Here is a 19,511-nt window from a genome sequence, read left to right on the forward strand (position 1 = left end):
CCCGCCACCGCTCGGTGAAGCCCGCGATCCCCGGCCGCGGCTGCCCGCAGCCCACCACCCCGCCCCCCCCCCCGCCGCGCCCCCGCCCCCCCCCCCCCGCCCCTCCTTTCACCTCTAGAGGCCGCGGGCGAGGCGGTCGGCGAGGATCCGGGTGAAGCGCGCCGGGTCGGCGAGGTCGCCGCCCTCGGCGAGCAGCGCCATGCCGTACAGCAGCTCGGCGGTCTCGGTCAGCGCGGCACTGTCGCCGCCCTCGCCGTGCGCCTTGCGCAGCCCGGTGACCAGCGGGTGGGTCGGGTTCAGCTCCAGGATGCGCTTGACCTGGGGCACCTCCTGGCCCATCGCCCGGTACATCTTCTCCAGCGTCGGCGTCATGTCGTACGCGTCGCCCACCACGCAGGCCGGTGACGTGGTCAGCCGGGTGGACAGGCGCACCTCCTTGACGCTGTCGGCGAGCGCGCCGCCGAGGAAGGTGAGCAGCTCGGCGTACTCCTGCCGTTCCGCCTCGGCCTTCTCCTTCTCCTCCTCGGTCTCCAGGTCGACCTGCCCCTTGGCCACCGACCGCAGCGTCTTCCCGTCGTACGCGCCGACCCGCTCGACCCACACCTCGTCCACCGGATCGGTGAGGATCAGCACCTCGTAGCCCTTGGCCCGGAACGCCTCCAGGTGCGGGGAGTTCTCGATGGTGGCCCGGTTGTCGCCGGTGGCGTAGTAGATCTCGGTCTGGCCGTCCTTCATCCGCTCCACGTATTCGCGCAGCGTGGTCAACTCGGCCGGGTCGTGGGTGGAGGCGGCGCGAACCAGGTCGAGCAACGCGTCGGTGTTGTCCGCGTCCTCCAGCAGGCCCTCCTTGACCACCGGCCCGAACTCGGTCCAGAACGTGTGGTACGACTCGGCCGGCAGGCCCTTGAGCGTGGCGAGCACCTTCTTGACCAGCCGCCGACGCACGGCGCTGATCTGCCGGTCCTGCTGGAGGATCTCGCGGGAGATGTTCAGCGACAGGTCGTGCGCGTCCACCACGCCCTTGACGAAGCGCAGGTAGTTCGGGATCAGCGCCTCGCAGTCGTCCATGATGAACACGCGCTTGACGTAGAGCTGCACGCCGCGCCGGCCCTGCGGGGAGAACAGGTCGACCGGGGCGTGCGAGGGCAGGAAGAGCAGCGCCTCGTACTCGAAGGTGCCCTCGCCGCGCATGTGGATGGTTTCCAGCGGGTCCGCCCAGTCGTGCGCGACGTGCCGGTAGAACTCCTTGTACTCCGCCTCGTCGACCTCGTCCCGGGACCGCGCCCAGAGCGCCTTCATCGAGTTGAGCGTCTGCTCCTCGCGGGTGGTTTCGCCGTCCTCGCCGGGCTTGTCGACGGTCATCCGGATCGGCCAGGCGATGAAGTCGGAGTAGCGCTTGACGATCTCCCGGATGGTCCGCTCGGCGGCGTAGTCGTGCAGGTTGTCCTCGGCGTCGACGGGCTTGAGGTGCAGCGTGACGGAGGTGCCCTGCGGCGCTTCCTCGACCGCCTCCACCGAGTAGGTGCCCTCGCCGGTGGACTCCCAACGGGTGCCACCGGTCTGCCCGGCCCGGCGGGTCAGCAGCGTCACCCGGTCGGCGACCATGAAGGTGGCGTAGAAGCCGACGCCGAACTGGCCGATCAGCTCCTGCGAGGCGGCGGCGTCCTTGGACTCGCGCAGCTTGCGCAGCATCTCGGCGGTGCCGGACTTGGCGATGGTGCCGATCAGCGCCACCACCTCGTCGCGGGACATGCCGATGCCGTTGTCCCGCACGGTCAGCGTGCGGGCCTCGGCGTCGGTCTCGATCTCGATGTGCAGGTCGGACGTGTCGGCCGACAGCTCCTTGTCGACAAGCGACTCCAGCCGCAGCTTGTCCAGCGCGTCGGACGCGTTCGAGATGAGTTCACGCAGGAAGACGTCCTTGTTCGAGTAGATCGAGTGCACCATCAGCTGCAACAGCTGACGCGCCTCGGCCTGGAACTCCAACGTCTCGACCCGGTCGCTCACACCGACTCCCTTCACCGTGGCGGTCCTACCGCGGAAAAGGATACGAGGCGTGACCGCGACGGTACCCACCGGCCGGGCCGGCCCCGCAAATCAAACTGGTCCAACCAGTTGACGAGTTGATGTGTCCGGGGCCACACTGCTGGCCATGGCCTTCACCCCCGCGCCGCGCGCCTCCGTCTCCGACCACGTCTTCGGCCAGCTCCGCGACGCGATCGTGGCCGGCCGGCACCGCCCGGACGAGACGCTGCCCGGCGAGCGGGAGCTGGCCGCCGCGTTCGCGGTGAACCGGCACGCGGTCCGGGAGGCGCTACGCCGGCTGCAACAGCTCGGCCTGGTCCGGGTCAGCCAGGGCGGCGCGACCCGGGTGCTCGACTGGCGGGTGCACGCCGGGCTCGACCTGGCGCTGTCGCTGGCCCGCTCCGGCGACGTACTCCCGGTGGAGACGCTGGTCCGCGACATGCTGGAGATGCGGGCGTGCGTCGGCGTCGACGCGGCCCGGCTCTGCGCCGAACGCGGCGACGAGGCGGTGGTCGCCGCGCTGGTCCGGGCCGCCGAGGAGTACGGCGCGCTCGCGCCGGACCTGGACCGGATGGCCGAGGCGAACATCCGCATCTGGCGACTCGTCGTGCGGGGCAGCGGCAACACCGCCTACCAGCTCGCCTTCAACAGCCTGGTGGCCGGCACGTTCGCGGTCGGCGACGTCCCCCCGGACGCCCGCGCCGCCGAACTGCTCGACGTGGCCGGTCACCGCCGGCTCGCCGCCGCCGTGGCGTCCGGTCAGGGCGCGGCGGCGGCCCGGCACGCCCGGGCACTGCTGACCGCCCCGGTCACCACCCCCACCACCCCCACCACCACCGGAAGGGAAGCGCGCGCATGATCCCCGCCGTGCTGTACGCCGTCCCGGCGTTCCTGCTGCTGATCGTGATCGAGGCGGTCTCCTACCGATTCCTGCCCGACGACGACGAGCGCGGCTACGAGCTGCGCGACACCACCACCAGCCTGTCGATGGGACTGGGCAGCCAGCTCATCGGCTTCCCGTGGAAGCTGCTCACCGTCGGCCTCTACGCGGCCCTGTGGACGGTCGCGCCGATGCACCTCTCCCCCGGCGACTGGTGGACCTGGGCGATCCTCTTCTTCGCCGACGACCTGGCCTACTACTGGTTCCACCGGTCCCACCACGAGGTGCGGGTGCTCTGGGCCAGCCACGTGGTCCACCACTCCAGCGTCCACTACAACCTCTCCACCGCGCTGCGGCAGAGCTGGACGCCGATGACCTCGCTGCCGTTCTGGCTGCCGCTGGCGCTGCTCGGCATCCCGCCCTGGATGATCTTCCTGCAGCAGTCGATCAGCCTGCTCTACCAGTTCTTCCTGCACACCGAGCGGGTCGGCAAGCTGCCCCGGCCGATCGAGTGGGTCTTCAACACCCCGTCGCACCACCGGGTGCACCACGGCTCCAACACCGAGTACCTGGACCGCAACTACGGCGGCATCCTGATCGTCTGGGACCGACTGTTCGGCAGCTTCGAGCCGGAGCGGGCCGCGGTGCGCTACGGGCTGACGACGAACATCGGCACCTACAACCCGCTGCGGGTGGCGACGCACGAGTTCGCGGCGATCTGGTCCGACGTACGCCGGGCCTCCTGCTGGCGGCACCGGCTCGGCTACCTGCTGGGCCGTCCCGGCTGGCAGCCGGCCCGGTGAGGCGTTCCTGGCTGCCCCTGTTCGGGCTCGTCGCCGCCGTCGAGCTGGTCGGGGTGGCGCTCGACTCGACGGTGCTCCAGTGGCTGGCCAAGCCGCTGCTGGCGCCGGTGCTGCTGGCGTACCTCCTTCAGCGCCGACGCCGGTGGGACGCGGTGGCGACCGGGCTGGTCGCCGCCACCGCCGGGGACGTGGCGCTGCTCGTGCCCGGACCGGCCGCGTTCCTGGTCGGCATGGGGTGCTTCCTGGTCGCGCAGCTCGCGTTCCTCACCGGTTTCCTGCGTCGCGGTCGGCCGCCGGTGCTGGCCTGGGCCGGCTACCTGGCCGCCTGGGCGGCCGGGAACGCGCTGCTGTGGGGCGCCTTGGGACCGCTGCGGCTGCCGGTGCTCGGCTACAGCCTGGCGCTCTGCCTGATGGCCGCCGCCGCGACCGGGGTGTCCGCGCGGGTCGCGGTCGGCGGCGCGTTCTTCCTCGTCTCCGACCTGCTCATCGGCGTGGGCGCGGCCGGCACCGAGCTGCCCGGCGCGGGCCTGCTGGTGATGGGCACCTACTGCGCCGCGCTGCTGCTGATCACCACCGGCTGGGTGGCCGCCCGCGTCGAGGCCGCCCGTGAGCCGGAGGTGGCGCCCGTCTGACCGGGGTGGGTGGCGGTGCGCGGGAGTCGCCCACCGCCACCCGCGCCTCAGCGGACCCGGACCGGCACGGAGAGCAGTTCGTTGTCCGCCGGGAGCGCGTCGCGGTGCCGGCCAGGTTGTCGCTGTAGGGCCGGGCCAAGAGAAGCTCTGGTTCCGGTTGAGGATCAGCGGTTCGCGCCCCCGCCGAGCGCGCGGGTCACCACGGTCAGGTCGTCGCCGCCGAGGCCGAGCTCCGCCGCGTGCCGCCACTCGGCGGCCAGCGCCTCGGCGGCCGGGAAGCTGCCCGGCGGCGCTTCGCCCAGCGCCAGCTCGACGTCCTTGAGCGCCAGCGCGAGCGAGTACTGGGCGCCGTGCTCGTCGCGGACGACCCGCGCCAGCTTCTCCGCCGCCCAGGGCGAGACCAGCGGGCTGCCGTCCAGCGCCTGCCGGACCGTGTCGCGGTCCAGGCCGAGCGTGTCGCCGAGCGCCACCGCGGCGGCGACCCCCTCGTTGACGAACGCCAGCAGCAGGTTGTTGACGAGTTTGAGTCGCGAGCCGGCGCCGGTCGGGCCCAGCCAGAGCGTCCGCTGCCCGATCGCGTCGAACACCGGGGCGACCCGCTCGCGGGCCTGTTCCGGGCCGGAGGCGAGCACGGTGAGGCGGCCCTGCTCGGCGGGACCGCGGCTGCCGGCCACCGGCGCGTCCACCAGGCTGACGTCGGGCCGTTCGGCGGCGACCAGGTCGGCGAGGCGTTCGGTCGCGGCCACGCCGATGGTGCTCATCTGCGCCCACACCGCACCCGCCGGCAGGGCGGCGAGCATGCCCTGGTCGACCGCGATCGCGTGCACCGCGTCCGCGTCGGTCACCATGGTCACCGCCACGTCGGCCCGGCGGACCGCCCCGGCCGGGTCGGCGGCCACCTCGGCGCCCCGCCCGGCGAGGGCGTGGGCCGGCTCGGGGTGCCGATTCCAGACCACCGTGTCCAGCCCGGCGCCGATCAGGTTCGCCGCCATCGGCGTACCCATGCCGCCGAGCCCGAGCACCGCCACGCGTGTCATCCGCCGCTCCCCTCGTCGCCGTCCGGGCCAGCCTAGGTGCCGGCCCGGGCGGGGGCACTCCGAACGCCGACCGCGGCCGGACGGCCGGCACGCGGGGACGCTCGTGGCCCGCTCCGACGGGTATCCTGCCGGCGTGGCCAGGGAGAACGGGCGCAAGGCGATCGCCTCGAACAAGAAGGCGCGGCACGACTACGACATCCTCAAGACCTACGAGGCGGGCATCGTGCTGGCCGGCACCGAGGTGAAGTCGCTGCGCGAGGGGCGGGTGTCGCTCGTCGACGCGTTCGCCCAGGAGCGCGACGGCGAACTCTGGCTCTACGGGCTGCACATCGCCGAGTACGGCTTCGGCACCTGGACGAACCACGCGCCCCGGCGCACCCGCAAGTTGCTGCTGCACCGGGTGGAGATCGCCCGGATCCTGGAGAAGCTGCGCGACGACGGGGTCACGCTGGTGCCGCTGTCGATGTATTTCGCGGACGGCTGGGCCAAGGTCGAGCTGGGCCTGGCCCGGGGACGCCGGTCGTACGACAAGCGTCAGGCGCTCGCCGAGCGGGACGCCAAGCGGGAGATCGCCCGGGAGATGGGGCGCCGGCTCAAGGGCCGGGCGGCGACGCGCCGGACGTGACGCTCCCGCGGGTCGCGGTCAGTTCCTGACCGCTACGTCGGGAAGGCTGGCCGGGACCCGAGGAAGAGGAGAGCCGCAATGGGCCTCGACGTGCAATTCACCTTCGACTGCGCCGACCCGGCCGCACTGGCCGCGTTCTGGGCCGAGGCGCTCGATTACCGGGTGCAGGGGCCGCCGGACGGCTTCGACTCGTGGGAGCAGGCGCTGACCGCGTTCGGCGTGCCGCCGGAGCGGCACGGCGACGCCTCGGCCGTGGTCGACCCCGAGGGCACCGGACCACGGCTGTTCTTCCAGCGGGTGCCGGAGCCGAAACGGGGCAAGAACCGGGTGCACCTCGACGTCCGGGCCGCACCCGGGCTGACCGGCGCGGCCCGGATGGCGGCGCTGGAGGCGGCGGCCGACCGGCTGGTGGGGCTCGGGGCGACCCGGGTGGCCCGGCACGAGCCCGCTCCGCCGCTCGGCGCCGGGCACCTGGTGCTGGCCGATCCGGAGGGCAACGAGTTCTGCCTCGACTAATACAAGACATCTTGTACTTCATCTCTTGTCGGTCTAGCGTGGCGGCATGGCGGACCGGCCGAACCACGTGCACCTGACCGACCCACGGGCCATGCGGGCGCTGGCCCACCCCACGCGGCTGCGGCTGCTGGGCGAGCTGCGCCTGCGCGGCCCGCAGACCGTGGGCATGTTGAGCGAGCGCACCGGCGAGGCGGTCGGCTCGGTCAGCTACCACGTCGGCAAGCTGGCCGAGCACGGCTTCGTGACCGAGGCTCCCGACCTGGCCCGCGACCGCCGCGAACGGTGGTGGCGGGCGGCGCACGCCACCACCGACTGGGACCCGGTCGAGCTGCTCGACGACCCGGAACGCCGGCTCGCCGGCGACCTGCTGCGCCGCGCCGCCATGGAGCGGTACGTGGCCCGCTACCAGGCCTACCTGGAGTCGGAGGCGAGCCTCGATCTGGCCTGGGTGCGCGGCACCACCAGCAGCGACACGGTGCTGCACCTGACCCCCGACGAGCTGGGCGAGCTGCGCGACGAGCTGTCCGAGCTGGGCCGACGCTGGCAGGCGCGCGGCGCGTCCGGCCGGCCGGGCGCGGAGATGGTCACGCTGATCTGGCAGGCCTACCGGGGGCCACAGTGACCCGGGACCGCCGGCCGCTGGCCGGGCTGCTGATCGGGCATGCCGTCTCGCTGACCGGCAACGTGCTGACGCTCATCGCGCTGCCGCTCTACGTGCTCGCCGAGACCGGCTCACCGGCGGCCACCGGGCTGGCCGGCGCGTTCGCCACCGCGCCGGTGGTGCTCGGCGGCGCGTTCGGCGGCGTGCTGGTCGACCGGATCGGTTACCGCCGGTCCAGCGTGCTGGCCGACGTGGTCTCCGGCGTGACGGTCGCCGCCGTGCCGCTGCTGCACGCCACCGTCGGCCTGCCGTTCCCGGCGCTGCTGGCGCTGGTCTTCGTCAGCGGGCTGCTGGACACGCCGGGCCAGACCGCCCGCACCGCGTTGCTGCCGGAGGCGGCGAGCGCGGCCGGAGTGCCGATCGAGCGGGCGATCGGCTGGCACGAGGCGACGTCGCGGGGCGCGCGCATGATCGGCGCCCCGGTGGCCGGTCTGCTGGTCGGCGTGCTGGGCGCGCTGCCGGTGCTGGCCGTGGACGCGGCCACGTTCGCCGTCTCGGCGCTGGTCGTGACGCTGCTGGTGCCGCGCGGCCTGCGTCCGTCCACCGAGGAGGCCGAGCCGGAGACCGGCGGCTACTGGCGACAGTTCGCCGCCGGGCTGCGCTTCCTGGCCCGGGAGCCGCTGCTGCGCGCCATGGTGCTGCTGGTGCTGGTCACGAACCTGTTCGACGCGGCCAAGAGCAACGTGCTGCTGCCGGTGGTGGCCGACCGCGAGCTGGGCGGGCCGGCCGCGTTCGGCCTGCTGGTCGGCGTCATGGGCGGCGGCGCGCTGGTCGGCTCGTTGGTGTTCAGCGCGATCGGGCACCGGCTGCCCCGCCGGGCCACGTTCGTCACCGCGTACGCGATCTGCGGCGCACCGCCGCTGTGGGCGCTCGCCGCCGCGCCGCCGTTGCCGGTGGTGGTCGCGGTCGTCGCGGTGGCCGGGCTGGCCGCCGGCGCGCTCAATCCGCTGATGGGCGCGGTGGAGCTGGAGCGGGTGCCGGCGGCCATGCGGGCCCGGGTGTACGGGGTGATCGGCGCCGGCGCCTGGGCGGCGATGCCGTTGGGCGCGTTGGGCGCCGGGCTGGCCGCCGACCGGTTCGGCACCACGCCCACGCTGCTCACCATCGGCGCCTGCTACCTGCTGGTGGTGCTGACCCCGCTGCTCGGCGGCCCGTGGCGCGGGATGCGCCGACCGGTGCCGGCGCCACGGCGCGCCGTGCCGGAGGAAGCGCTCTCTTGACAACGGGTGACTTCGTTCATACCTTCATCGAAGGTTATCTTTATAGTTTGTTTACCGTTCTGCGGGGCCGGCCGCCCGGACGGTAGGCGGACCCACCACCGCAGGAGGCACCCCGTGCGCAGTATCCGTACCGTCGCCGCCCTGGCGATGGCGGCGGTCGGCCTCACGGCCGCCCTCACCACCGTCCCGAGCACCCCGGCGATGGCCGCCCCCGGCGCGGTCACCTGGTCCGACGACTTCACCGGCCCGGCCGGCGCCGCCCCCGACGCGAGCAAGTGGCGTTACGACATCGGCGGCGGCGGTTGGGGCAACAACGAGTTGCAGTACTACACCAACAGCACCCGCAACGCCGCGCTCGACGGCAACGGCAACCTGGTCATCACCGCCCGCAAGGAGAACCCGGCCGGCTACGGCTGCTGGTACGGAAGCTGCCAGTACACCTCGGCCCGGCTGCTCACCAACGGCACGTTCGCCCAGGCGTACGGCCGGTTCGAGGCACGCATCAAGATCCCGCGCGGGCAGGGGCTGTGGCCGGCGTTCTGGATGCTCGGCAACGACATCGGCAGCAACCCGTGGCCCAACAGCGGCGAGATCGACATCATGGAGAACGTCGGCTACGCCCCCTCCACGGTGTGGGGCACGCTGCACGGCCCGGGCTACTCCGGGGCCAACGGCATCGGCGCGTCCACCTCGCTGCCGAACGGCCAGGCGCTCGCCGACGCGTTCCACACCTTCGCCGTCGACTGGGCCCCCGACTCGATCACCTGGTATCTCGACGGCGTAGCCTACTCGCGCAAGACGCCGGCCGACGCGGGCGGCAACCGCTGGGTCTTCGACCACCCGTTCTTCATGATCATGAACGTGGCGGTCGGCGGCAACTGGCCCGGCTCACCGGACGGCTCCACCACGTTCCCGCAGACCATGACCGTCGACTACGTCCGCGTGCAGGCCTGGGACACCGGCGGCGGGGGCACCGGCGGGCCGATCGTCGGGTTCGGCAACAAGTGCGTCGACGTGGCGAGCGCGAACACCGCCAACGGCACCGCCGTGCAGCTCTGGACCTGCAACGGCACCGCCGCCCAGCGCTGGACCTGGAACGCCGACGGCTCGGTGCGCGCGCTCGGCAAGTGCCTCGACGTGGCCTCCGGTTCGACCGCCAGCGGCGCCAAGGTGCAGCTCTACGACTGCAACGGCTCCGGCGCGCAGAAGTGGGTGTTCAGCGCGGCCGGCGACATCGTGAACCCGCAGGCCAACAAGTGCCTGGACGCCACCGGCAACAGCTCGGCCGACGGCACCAGGTTGCAGATCTGGGACTGCACCGGCGGCGCCAACCAGAAGTGGCGGCGCTGACCGGCCGGTGAGCCGGGGCGGGCGGCGCCCACCGCCCGCCCCGCCGGTACGATGACGCGGCGCCATCCCCACCCCTCTCCCGAGACGGCGACGCCATGAGCGGGTTCACCACCGGAGTCGTCCCCACCGACCGGCTGCTCCTGCTGCCGCTGGCCGTCGCGCACGCCGAGGAGATGTCCGCCGTGCTCGCCGACCCGGCGCTGCACACCTTCATCGGCGGCAGCCCCGCCGACCCGGCGGGGCTGCGCGCCCGCTACGAGCGGCTGGTCGCCGGCTCCCCCGACCCGGCGGAGTCGTGGTGCAACTGGGTCATCCAGCTCCGCGACGACGGCCCGCTGGCCGGGTTCGTCCAGGCCACCGTCACCGCGCCCGTGGGCCCGCCCCGGCACCCGGCCACGGCGGGCGCCCGGGCGGTCGGGCACCGGCACCGCGACGACACGGAGCCGGTCGGCGGCGGGCCGGTCGCGGAGATCGCCTGGGTGGTGGGCACGCCCTGGCAGGGACGCGGGATCGCCACCGAGGCCGCCCGGGGAATGACCGGCTGGCTCGGGCGGCGCGGTGTGCGTACCCTCGTGGCCCACATCCATCCCGACCACCGCGCGTCGGCGGCGGTGGCCACCGCCTGCGGTCTGGCCCGGACGGACGTGTGGCACGACGGCGAGGTCCGCTGGACGGGCCCGGCGGGGGCGGTCAGAAGGGGGCGTCGACGGCCAGACGGCGGACCTGGGTGAGGTAGGGGTCCAGTTCGCCGACCTCGAAGCGGCAGGTGCCGATGACGTGCCAGAACTGGCCGCCCGGGTCGCCGTCCAGCTTGTAGCGGCCGTCCGGGCTGACCGCCGCCCAGCCGTCCGGCAGACCGATCAGCGTGGTCCGCAACTGGGCGTGCTCCGGGTCGGCCACGTCCCACAGCCGGACCGTGCCGTCGTCGCCGGCGCTGGCCAGCAGGCTGCTGTCCGGGCTGAAGTGCACCGACCAGACCCGCCGGGTGTGCGCGGCGAGGGTGCCGTGCAGCCGCCCGGTGCCCGGGTCCCAGAGCCGGATCACCAGGTCGTCGCCGGCGGTGGCGAGCAGGTTGCCGTCCGGGCTGAACGCGCACGACCAGAGCCGGCCGGTGTGCTCGGTGAGCACCGTGCGCGCCTCCCCGGTGGCCACGTCCCACACCACCGCGGTGCCGTCGTTGCCGGCGCTGGCCAGCAGCGTTCCCTCGCTGTTGAAGCCGATCGAGTAGACCCGTTCGGTGTGGTGCTCCAGGGTCAGCCGGCAGGTGGCGGTGGCCGCGTCCCACAGCCGGACCATCTGGTCGTCGCAGCCGGTGGCGATGGTCTCGCCGTCCGGGCTGAACGCCACCGTGCGGACCCGACCCCGGTGCGGGGTGAGCGTGGCGAAGTGCCGGCCGGTGCGGCGGTACCAGAGGCGGACCGTGTCGTCGTCGTTCGCGGTGGCCAGGGCGTCGCCGTCGGGGCTGAACGCGACCGCCCAGACGTGGTCGGTGTCCACGTTGAGTTCCCGCTCGTCCGCGCCGGTGTCGGTGTTCCACAGGTGCACGGCGCCGTCGCCGCTGGGCGTGGCGACCAGCGCCTCGTCCGGGCAGAAGACCACCGAGAGCAGGCGGTCGGCGGGGGTGGCGAGCTGCCGCAGCAGGCGACCGGTGCGCGGCTCCCAGAGCCGGACCACGCCGTCGTTGCCGCAGGCGGCCAGCACCTCCCCGTCGTCGCGGAAGGAGAGCGCGGTGACCCGCCGGCCGTGCCCGCGCAGCGTGTGCTGGAGCTGCCCGCTGCGCACGTCCCACAGCCGGGTGGTGCCGTCGTTGCTACTGGTCGCCACCTGGTTCTGGTCCGGCCGCCAGACCACCGGCCAGACCGAGCCGCGGTGCCGGGTCAACTCGTGCCGCACCTGGCCGTCGGCGGTGTCCCAGAGCTGGATCGCGCCGTCGCTGGCGGCGGTGGCGAGCAGGCTGCCGTCGCCGTTGAACCGGACGCTGTAGATCGCGCCGCGCTGCCGGCCGAGCACCCGGACCGGCCGGCCGGTCTCGGTCTCCCACAGCCGCAGCGCGCCGTGCGTGTCGCCGGTGGCCATCAGCGTGCCGTCGGGGCTGATGTCCAGCGCGTACACGTCGGCCTCGTGGCCGCGCGGCTGCCGCAGCAACTCGCCGTCGGAGGCCCGGCGGACCCAGACCCGGCCGTGCTGCCCGACGGCGGCCAGCAGCCGGCCGTCCGGCGAGTGCACCACCCGGTAGACCACCTCCGGCTCCCGCACCTCGAACGCGAGCCGGCCGGTGTGGATGTCCCAGCCGCGGACCGCGCCGGCGCTGTCCACCACCACCACCCGCCGGCCGTCCGGACTGAACGAGGTGCCCCAGATCGGCGCGTCGTGCCCCGGCCACTCGTGGCGCAGCCGCGCGGTGCGGGTGTCGAAGAGCCGGACCACGCCGGCCGCGTCGCCGACCACCAGCCGGCCCCGGCGCTCGTCGGTGAGCAGCGGCCACACCCAGCCCGCGAAGACGTCCTCGATGACGTGCCGCACGTCGCCGTGGTCGGCGTCCCACAGCCGTACGGTCAGGTCGGCCGCGCCGGTGACGAGCTGGTGCGAGGCGGCGTCGTAGCGGACCGCGTAGACCCGGGAGCGGTGCCCCTGGAGCGTGCGCACCGGCAGTCCGGTGGCCGTGTCGCAGAGCAGCACGCCGCCGTCGTCGCTGCCCACCGCCAGCACTGCGCCGTCCGGGCTGTACGCCACCGGCACCGGCAGCCGGCCCACCTCGAAGCCGTACCCGACGCCCACCGCGGGCGGCGCCAGCCCGGGCGCGACCGGCCGGCCCGGCGCGACGACCGCGCCGCGCAGCTCCGGCGCGCGCAGCAACGCCGGGTCGGCGCTCACGTCGATCAGCGCGGTGCGGTGCCAGCTGCTGCCGGCGATCCGCGCGCCGCGCAGGTCGGCCCGGAACAGCCGGGCGCCGGCCAGCTCCGCGCCGCGCAGGTCCGCCCCGGCGAGCCGCGCCTGGTCCAGGCGCGCGCCGCGCAGCCGGGCGTGTTCCAGCCGCGCCTCGGTCAGGTTGGTCGCCACCAGCCGGGTGTCGGTGAGGTCCGCGCCGGTCAGGTCCGCGCCGGCCAGTTCCCGGTGCGACAGGTCCTCGCCGCGCAGCACCGCGCCGCGCAGGTCGGCCCGGTCGGGCAGGCGCAGCCGGGCGGACAGCCGCAGGGCGTTCGCGCGCAGCGTCTCGCCGGCCGACTCGTCGCCGAGCACCCGGGCCGTCCACGCGGTGCAGCGGGCCGGGTCGGCGAGGTCGCCGAGGAACTCCACGGCCAGCGCGGACAGCGACCGGACCGCCAGCGCGGTCGGCTCCTCGCCCCGGTTGAGCTGCTCGGCGACGCCGTCGGCGACCAGCCACTCCATCACCGAGGTGTGGATGAAGCCGAACAGCCCGTCGTCGGTGCGGACCAGCAGGCTGCCCGCGCCGACCGCGTGCGCGGCCTGCGGCCCGGACAGCCTCGACTCGGCCCGCCCGGCGAGCTGGCCGGTGGACTCGGTCAGCTCGGCGAGCCGCAGGTAGGACTCGCCGCTCTCCCAGAGCTGGAACGCCAGCCGGCTCACCGCCTGCCACAGCTCCGGCCGGCGCAGGCTGACCGGGGCCCCCGGGATGCCCTGGGTGCGCCGTTCCTCGAAGTCCAGCCAGGACTCCAGGATCTCCCGGTAGAGCGCGGCGGCGCTGAACGTGCCGCCGGCGCCGGCCACCGCGGCCAGCCGGCCCTCGTCCAGGTTGGCGATGAACCCGAGCATGCGCGGGTTACGGGACAGGCCGAGCAGATCCTTGACGCCGGCCAGCAGACTCATCCGCTCGCGGGCGGCGGCCTCGTCGCCGTCGTAGCGGTGCCGCAGGAACGCCTCGATCTGGCCGGGGGTGAAGTCCTCCACCGCCAGCACCCGGCGGTGCGGCAGAAGGCCGACCCGCTCGCCCAACGCGGTCAGCACCTGCGAGTTGGTCTTGAAGTGCTGGGTCCGGCTGCTCACCACGATCTTCGCCGCGCCCTCGGCGGCCTGGAGCAGCGTCTCCAGGTGGTCGGCCGCCCGGTCGTAGGTCACCCGGGCCACCAGCTCGTCGAACCCGTCGAAGAGCAGCACGATCCGGCCCTGCCGCAGCATGTACCGGAACGCCTTGAGGTCGATCACCTGCTCACCGTGGTTGGCCAGGTGCGCGGCGACCAGGCCGTCCACCGAGTGCGCCTTGTCCAGCGCGCGCAGCTCGACCAGGATCGGGATCAGGTCCGGTGCGGCGGTGGGCAGCCGGCGGGCCACCTCCCGCAGCGCGAACGTCTTGCCCCGGCCGAAGTCACCGAGCACCAGCACGAACCGGCCGTCCGGGGCGGAGACGGTCTCCAGCAGTTCGTCCACCACGTCCTCGCGGACCCGCTGGTCCGCGCCGACCAGGTGGCGGTAGCGCTGGGGGACGTACTGCCCGGGCGGGTAGAGCCGGTCGGCCTGGAGCCGGGCGGTCTGCGCGGCCACGTAGTCGCGCAGGTCCAGCAGGCCCTGGAACTCGGTCAGGTGCAGCACGCGCACGCCGCGCCGCTGCGCCTCCTCGGCCAGCCCGCGCGGCACGCGGTCGCCGTCGTAGACCAGCTCGGACCCGATGTCCGGGTCGGTGGCGTGCACCCGACGGGCGAACCGGTCCACGTCGTCCGGCCCCGGCGTGCCCACGTGCGCGCCGACCCGCTGCTGCCGGACCACCCCGTCGGAGCGGTAGCTGACGTACAGGTGCGGCGGGTCGCCGTCGACACGCCGCACCACCACCCGGTCGTAGCGGGCCTCGCACACCTCGGCGAGCCGGTCCAGCAGCCGCTCCACCGGCGCCGCCGGCGTCGCCGCCGCGGCCGGCGCCCCGCCCTGGGTGGCGCCCTCCACCAGGGCCGGTCGCCTGGGGTCGGGCACCTGGGCCGGGCCGGCCGCGCCGAACGTGGCCCCGGCGCGCGGCCAGCTCACCGCCGTCGACTCGCCGACGTCCAGGCGGTCGTCGCGGCCCAGCACCCAGCGGGTCATCCCGTCCGCGCCGAGCCGCAGCACCTGCGCCCGGCCGTCGCGCGGCGCGGCGGCCAGCGGCACCACCGGGTCGACCCGGCCGGCCGGCGCCGCGTCGGAGATCAGCAGGTTGAGCATCGGGCCGACCAGCCGGTTGACCGAGCCACGGTCGCGCAGCGACACCCGGTCCGGCGGGGCCTCGTCGGCGTACGGGCTGCGCGGGCCGGGGGCGTGCGCCATCGCGCCCAGCCGCAGCCAGCCGGACTGCTGGTAGTGGCGCAGCCGCTGGGCGAACCAGCTCGACTGGGCCTCGCCGAGGAAACCGTAGCGGTCCTCCTCACGATGGGTGATGGCGATGGTGGAGTTCAGCCCGGCCACCACCACCCGCAGGTCGGGGATTCCGAACAGCGTCCAGGGCTGTTCGCTGTCGAAGAGCCGGTCGTCGAGCCCCTGGTAGAGGTCGTCGAAGAGCCGCGCGTAGTGCCGCCACTTGGGCCAGTAGGGCGGCTGCGGGTCGACGTCGTCGGCCTCGCAGGTGGCGAAGTACGCCCGGCAGGCGGCCATCGTCACGTCCCGCGGGCCGGGCACCACCACGAGGCGGTGCGGTTCCAGGCCGAGCAGCACCCGCAGCCCGGTGAGGAAGCTCAACGCGTCGGAGAACTCGCGCGGACTGCCGGACTCGGTCAGGTTGCCGGCCACCACCAGCAGGTCGGGTCGGGGCACCCCGTCGTTCATCAGCAGCGTCAGGTCACCCATCAGGTGCTCCTGCACCTCGCCGGGGGTGACCGGGGCGCCCGGGTCGAGCACGCCGCGGCCGAACCGGGGCCCGGCCACCTGGAGCACCGTGACGGTGTCGCGCGCCGTGGGCGGCGCCACCGCGGCCGGCGGAAACGGCGGCGGGTTGATCGGGGTACGCCGGGGGCGACGCTGCGCGGGCGTACCGGCGGCGGGCGCGGCGAGCAGGCCGGCCGGATCGTCCGGGTGGTGCGGGAACGCCGGTTGCCGCATCGGCTTGGCCCGACCGTCGAGCGCCTCCCGGATCCGGTCCAGCACCCGGGCGCGCGCCTGCGCCGGGTCGTCCACGCCGACCAGGTCGACGTAGGTGATGGTGGCGAGCAGACCGTCGATCGGGCAGTCCTCGACCCGCACGGTGACCAGCTTGTTGCCGGTGCCGTCCGGGTCGGCGCGCAACGCCGCCTGCCACTCCAGCTTGCCGTACGTGGAGTGCAGGTAGCGTTCGGACAGCACCGCCACCACCACCTCGGCCTCACGGACCCCGCGGTCCATGAAGTCGATGAAGTTGGTGCCGGCCACGAAGTCCCACGCCTGGATCATCGTGCGGTAGCCGGCGGTCTCGAACTCCCACGCCAGCCACGTCGCCCAGCGTTCGTCGGCCGGCGAATAGCTGATGAAGAAGTCGATGGGGCGGTCGGACCGGGTGGGGTGCGCGCCTACAGCCACGTGGTCATTATGACCACCGACGGTCAACAGATCGACACCCTCGGCAGCTCGGCATGCCGTCCCACGTCGGTCCGGACCGGTCGGGGCGGATGTGCGAGGATCGTCGTTCGTGGAGACCGTCGGCGATCCGCCGTCCGCCGCGCCGGACCGATCCCGTCGGAGCCGGCTGCACGTGCTCGACTGGATCGCGATCGGGCTGGCCGTGGTCGGCGTGTTCTGCGTGCTCACCGGGCTGCTCCCCCGCGCCGACGCCGAGGCCACCGTACGCCGGATCGTGCCCATTCTGATCTTTCTCGGCACGGTGGTGGTGCTGGCCGAGCTGACCGCGGTGGCCGGTGTGTTCGACGCGCTCGCCGCCCGGGTGGCGATCACCGCGCGGGGCAGCTTCCGGGCGCTGTTCTGGCTCTGCGTCGGTTTCGCCTCGGTCACCACCATCGCGCTCAACCTGGACACCACCGCGGTGCTGCTGACGCCGGTGATGATCGCGCTGGCCCGGACGCTGAACGTGCCGCCGACGCCGCTGGCCATGACCACGGTCTGGCTGGCCAACACGGCGAGCCTGCTGCTGCCGGTGTCCAACCTGACAAACATCCTGGCCAGCGACCGGATCGGCCTGGACCCGGTGCCGTGGGCGGCCCGGATGTGGTGGCCGCAGCTCGTCGCCATCGCGATCACCATGCTGCTGCTGTGGTGGTGGTACTGGCGACCGGCCCGCGCCGGGGCCGACCCGTTCGTCCCGCCGCCGCCGTACGTGGCGCCGGACCGGTTGCTCTACCGCACCGCGCTGGCCGCCTGCCTGCTCTTCGTCGGCGGCGTCCTGGCCGGGGTGGAGATCGGCGTCGCCTCCGGGGTGGCCGCCGCGATCGTGGTGGCCGGCTTCGCGGCACGCGCCCGGCACCGGCTGCGGCCGGCGCTGGTGCCGTGGCGGCTGCTGGTGTTCGTCACCGGCCTGTTCCTGGTGGTGCAAACCATCGGCCGGCACGGCCTGGACGGCGTGATGGGCGCGCTGATCGGCGCCGATCCGGGTGCGGAGGGGGCGCTGCGGGCGGGCGCGGTCGGCGCGCTGTTCAGCAACGTGGTCAACAACCTGCCGGCGTACGTGGCCGGCGAGGCGGTGATCGCCGCCGACCGGCACACCCAACTGCTGGCGCTGCTGATCGGCACGAACGTGGGTCCGCTGGCCACACCATGGGCGTCCCTGGCCACGCTGATCTGGTACGAGCGTTGCCGGGCCGCCGGCGTGGCGGTGCCGCTGGGCCGGTTCGTGGCGACCAGCGCCGCACTGGCCGCCCTCGCCACGGCGGGTACGGTGGCCGCGCTGCTGATCGGCCCCGGCGCCTGACCCGTCCCGCGCGTCGGGAGGTCAACGCTCGCGGTGGCGAAACCGGCGGACCGTGTAAAGCAGCGCGCTTCCGGCGAACAGCACGGCGCTCACCGCCAGCCAGCGTCGCAGCAGTGGTTCGGGCGTCAGCCCGGTGGCCGCCGAGTACGTGCCGTCACCGAGCCCGAGCACGCCGGGCAGATAGACAAGCAGCAGAAGCCCCGAGCCGAGCGCCGGGACCCGCACGTGGTTGCGCACCGCCGGGCCGACGCGCCGCAGCAGCCGGTCGAGGGTCGCGTACGCGGGGAAGAGCACCAGGTCGTGGGCGACCACCGCGCCGACGAACCAGAGCAGCATCCGCCCCGCGGTCGGCTCGCCGGCCAGCCGCAGCGCGATCCAGCCGGTCACCGTGAAGCAACCGACCAGGAGCGCCAGGTGCCACCACGCCGCGCCGTACGCCCGCCGGAGCTCAGCCATCGAACTCGATCTCCTCGACCCACTTGGTGCAGTGCACGCCGGGCAGCGCCGGCACGATGATCCGGGCCGGGAAGCCGTGGTCGGGGCTCAGGTCGACGCCGTTGACCCGCAACGCGAGCAGCGCGTCCGGGTCGCTGACCTGGCCGCCGTGCAGGGTGGCCCGGCTGAACAGCCCGCCGCGTTCCAGCGAACGGACCCGTGCCGTGGCCGGCTCCGCGGCGCCGACCAGCGCGGCGAGGTCCCGCAGGCGTACCCCGGTCCAGGTCTGCGACGTCGACCAGCCCTCCACGCAGGCGATCGGCAGCGTGGCGGTGTGCTGCGGCAGCGCGAGCAGCCGGTCGCGGTCGAGCGTCTCGGCCCGGTCGCCGGCGCGCACCGTCAGCGACCAGCCCGGCCCGGTCCGGTCCGGCGTGACGCCGGCCGCGGCGGCGGTGCGGTTGACCGGGAAACCGGTCGGCCCGTCGCCGATCCGCCGGCCGCGCGGCAGCAGCAGCGCGGTGCCGCGTAGCGCGTCCACGCCCTGCCCCACGGTCAGCGCGGCCAGCAGCAACGCGCCGCCGCCGGCCAGCGCCAGCACGCCGCGCCGGCTCATCGTCGCCGGGCCGGGGCGACGGGCCACCAGGCCGTCCGGGTCCGCCGGCTCCGGTCGGGTCCGGGCCAGCGGGGTACGCGCGAAGCCCGGCCCGCGCAGCGCGGTCACCAGCCGGGGCAGCTTGACCGCCACGTGCACCACCAGCGCCACCGTGAAGATCCAGGCGCCGTACCAGTGCGCGGTGTAGAAGTCGAAGCCGAACAGGTACGCGTACTGCACGTTGAGCAGGCCGGTGGCGCTCTGGAACAGGATGCCGCCGACCAGCAGCAGCAACGACAGCCGCTCCAGCACCTGCGCGACGGAACGGGCGGGTGGCCAGGCGAACAGCTTCGGCACCACCGACCAGAGCTTGGCCAGCACCACCGGCACCAGCACGATCCCGAGCGTCACGTGCAGCCCCTGGGTGACCCGGAACAGCCACGCCGGTCGGGTCGGCCAGTCGAACACCGGCGGGTGCAGCCACCCCACGTCCCGGGGGAACGCCTGGTCGAAGCGGGGGCCGTAGGCGATCCAGTCGAGCAGCCCGGTGACGATCACCAGCGGCAGGGTGGCCAGCAGCACGGCGCCCAGCACGGAGGTCAGCCACGGTCCGCGTACCGGGCTGCGCCAGGCGCGGTCGACCGCGTCGACGCCCGGGGGAGGGTGGCGGTCCAGGGCACGCCAGAGCCGGGCCGGCGCGGCGTACCGCGGCTCGGTCGCGGCGGGCGCGGGGGCGTCCGGTGGTGGGACGTCGGTGGGCACGGGCACCTCCTCCGGCGACGGGGCCGACCGACCGGCCGGCCGGTGCTTCCGGGATGGGACGCTAGACGCCGCCGGTCGCCCGCGACGGCGTTTGCCGCATTACCGAAGCCTTACCGCCGTCGTCCCTTACGGACCGCTGACGTCGGACGTGAACCGGCCG

15 protein-coding genes are annotated in these 19,511 nt (G+C 74.2%); 10 read left to right on the forward strand and 5 right to left on the reverse strand.

Features of this window, described 5'->3' with window-relative positions; translation table 11 throughout:
- Positions 1–114 precede the first annotated feature (114 nt).
- Complete coding sequence (gene htpG / locus AB0B02_RS05285; RefSeq protein WP_357297014.1) at positions 115–2,007, reverse strand: molecular chaperone HtpG; 1,893 nt, start codon at positions 2,005–2,007, stop codon at positions 115–117.
- 145 nt (positions 2,008–2,152) lie between these two features.
- Here htpG and AB0B02_RS05290 point away from each other — a divergent pair, with 145 nt between their 5' ends.
- Genes AB0B02_RS05290 through AB0B02_RS05300 form a run of 3 tightly spaced genes read left to right on the forward strand, consistent with a single transcriptional unit; the run spans position 2,153 to position 4,340 of the window.
- Positions 2,153–2,884 carry a GntR family transcriptional regulator gene (locus AB0B02_RS05290; RefSeq protein WP_357297016.1) on the forward strand — a complete coding sequence of 244 codons (732 nt, stop codon included), beginning with the start codon at positions 2,153–2,155 and terminating at the stop codon, positions 2,882–2,884.
- Complete coding sequence (locus tag AB0B02_RS05295; RefSeq protein WP_357297018.1) at positions 2,881–3,708, forward strand: sterol desaturase family protein; 828 nt, start codon at positions 2,881–2,883, stop codon at positions 3,706–3,708. Before AB0B02_RS05290 ends, AB0B02_RS05295 begins: the two co-directional genes overlap by 4 nt.
- Positions 3,705–4,340, forward strand: coding sequence for a lysoplasmalogenase (locus tag AB0B02_RS05300; protein WP_281941538.1), 636 nt, complete (start codon positions 3,705–3,707; stop codon positions 4,338–4,340). The genes AB0B02_RS05295 and AB0B02_RS05300 overlap by 4 nt, the downstream gene beginning before the upstream one ends.
- Before the next feature lie 164 nt (positions 4,341–4,504).
- Here AB0B02_RS05300 and AB0B02_RS05305 read toward each other — a convergent pair whose 3' ends face one another.
- Positions 4,505–5,377, reverse strand: coding sequence for an NAD(P)-dependent oxidoreductase (locus AB0B02_RS05305; RefSeq protein WP_281941539.1), 873 nt, complete (start codon positions 5,375–5,377; stop codon positions 4,505–4,507).
- Between the two features lie 133 nt (positions 5,378–5,510).
- On the opposite strand from AB0B02_RS05305, the gene smpB reads away from it, so the two are divergent.
- The 6 genes from smpB (at position 5,511) to AB0B02_RS05335 (ending at position 10,480) form a co-directional block, all read left to right on the forward strand.
- Positions 5,511–6,002: an SsrA-binding protein SmpB gene (smpB, locus tag AB0B02_RS05310; protein ID WP_357297021.1), complete on the forward strand. Its 492-nt coding sequence runs from the start codon at positions 5,511–5,513 to the stop codon at positions 6,000–6,002.
- 78 nt (positions 6,003–6,080) lie between these two features.
- Entirely contained in the window at positions 6,081–6,518 is a 438-nt protein-coding gene (locus AB0B02_RS05315) for a VOC family protein (RefSeq protein ID WP_281941541.1), read from the forward strand.
- 46 nt (positions 6,519–6,564) lie between these two features.
- Positions 6,565–7,140 carry a helix-turn-helix domain-containing protein gene (locus AB0B02_RS05320; protein ID WP_281941542.1) on the forward strand — a complete coding sequence of 192 codons (576 nt, stop codon included), beginning with the start codon at positions 6,565–6,567 and terminating at the stop codon, positions 7,138–7,140.
- The gene (locus AB0B02_RS05325) at positions 7,137–8,399 is read left to right on the forward strand and encodes an MFS transporter (RefSeq protein ID WP_281941543.1); all 1,263 of its coding nucleotides are present in this window, start codon (positions 7,137–7,139) and stop codon (positions 8,397–8,399) included. Before AB0B02_RS05320 ends, AB0B02_RS05325 begins: the two co-directional genes overlap by 4 nt.
- Positions 8,400–8,513: 114 nt before the next feature.
- Entirely contained in the window at positions 8,514–9,749 is a 1,236-nt protein-coding gene (locus AB0B02_RS05330; protein ID WP_357297024.1) for a family 16 glycosylhydrolase, read from the forward strand.
- Between the two features lie 95 nt (positions 9,750–9,844).
- Complete coding sequence (locus AB0B02_RS05335) at positions 9,845–10,480, forward strand: GNAT family N-acetyltransferase (protein ID WP_357297027.1); 636 nt, start codon at positions 9,845–9,847, stop codon at positions 10,478–10,480.
- Here the strand turns inward: AB0B02_RS05335 and AB0B02_RS05340 are convergent.
- Positions 10,440–16,220: a TIR domain-containing protein gene (locus AB0B02_RS05340; protein WP_357297029.1), complete on the reverse strand. Its 5,781-nt coding sequence runs from the start codon at positions 16,218–16,220 to the stop codon at positions 10,440–10,442. The genes AB0B02_RS05335 and AB0B02_RS05340 overlap by 41 nt on opposite strands.
- A 109-nt stretch (positions 16,221–16,329) precedes the next feature.
- Here AB0B02_RS05340 and AB0B02_RS05345 point away from each other — a divergent pair, with 109 nt between their 5' ends.
- On the forward strand, positions 16,330–17,562 hold the full coding sequence (locus AB0B02_RS05345) for an SLC13 family permease (RefSeq protein ID WP_281941550.1): 1,233 nt from the start codon (positions 16,330–16,332) through the stop codon (positions 17,560–17,562).
- Between the two features lie 21 nt (positions 17,563–17,583).
- Here the strand turns inward: AB0B02_RS05345 and AB0B02_RS05350 are convergent, their stop codons facing one another.
- Both AB0B02_RS05350 and AB0B02_RS05355 read right to left on the reverse strand, forming a co-directional pair.
- A complete protein-coding gene (locus AB0B02_RS05350; protein ID WP_281941552.1) occupies positions 17,584–18,018 on the reverse strand; it encodes a hypothetical protein in 435 nt (144 codons plus the stop codon).
- A complete protein-coding gene (locus AB0B02_RS05355; RefSeq protein WP_357297030.1) occupies positions 18,011–19,351 on the reverse strand; it encodes a molybdopterin-dependent oxidoreductase in 1,341 nt (446 codons plus the stop codon). Before AB0B02_RS05355 ends, AB0B02_RS05350 begins: the two co-directional genes overlap by 8 nt.
- Positions 19,352–19,511: the final 160 nt, after the last annotated feature.

This window comes from Micromonospora sp. NPDC049240 (genome assembly GCF_040647835.1).
In the GTDB taxonomy this organism is placed as follows: Bacteria; Actinomycetota; Actinomycetes; order Mycobacteriales; family Micromonosporaceae; genus Micromonospora.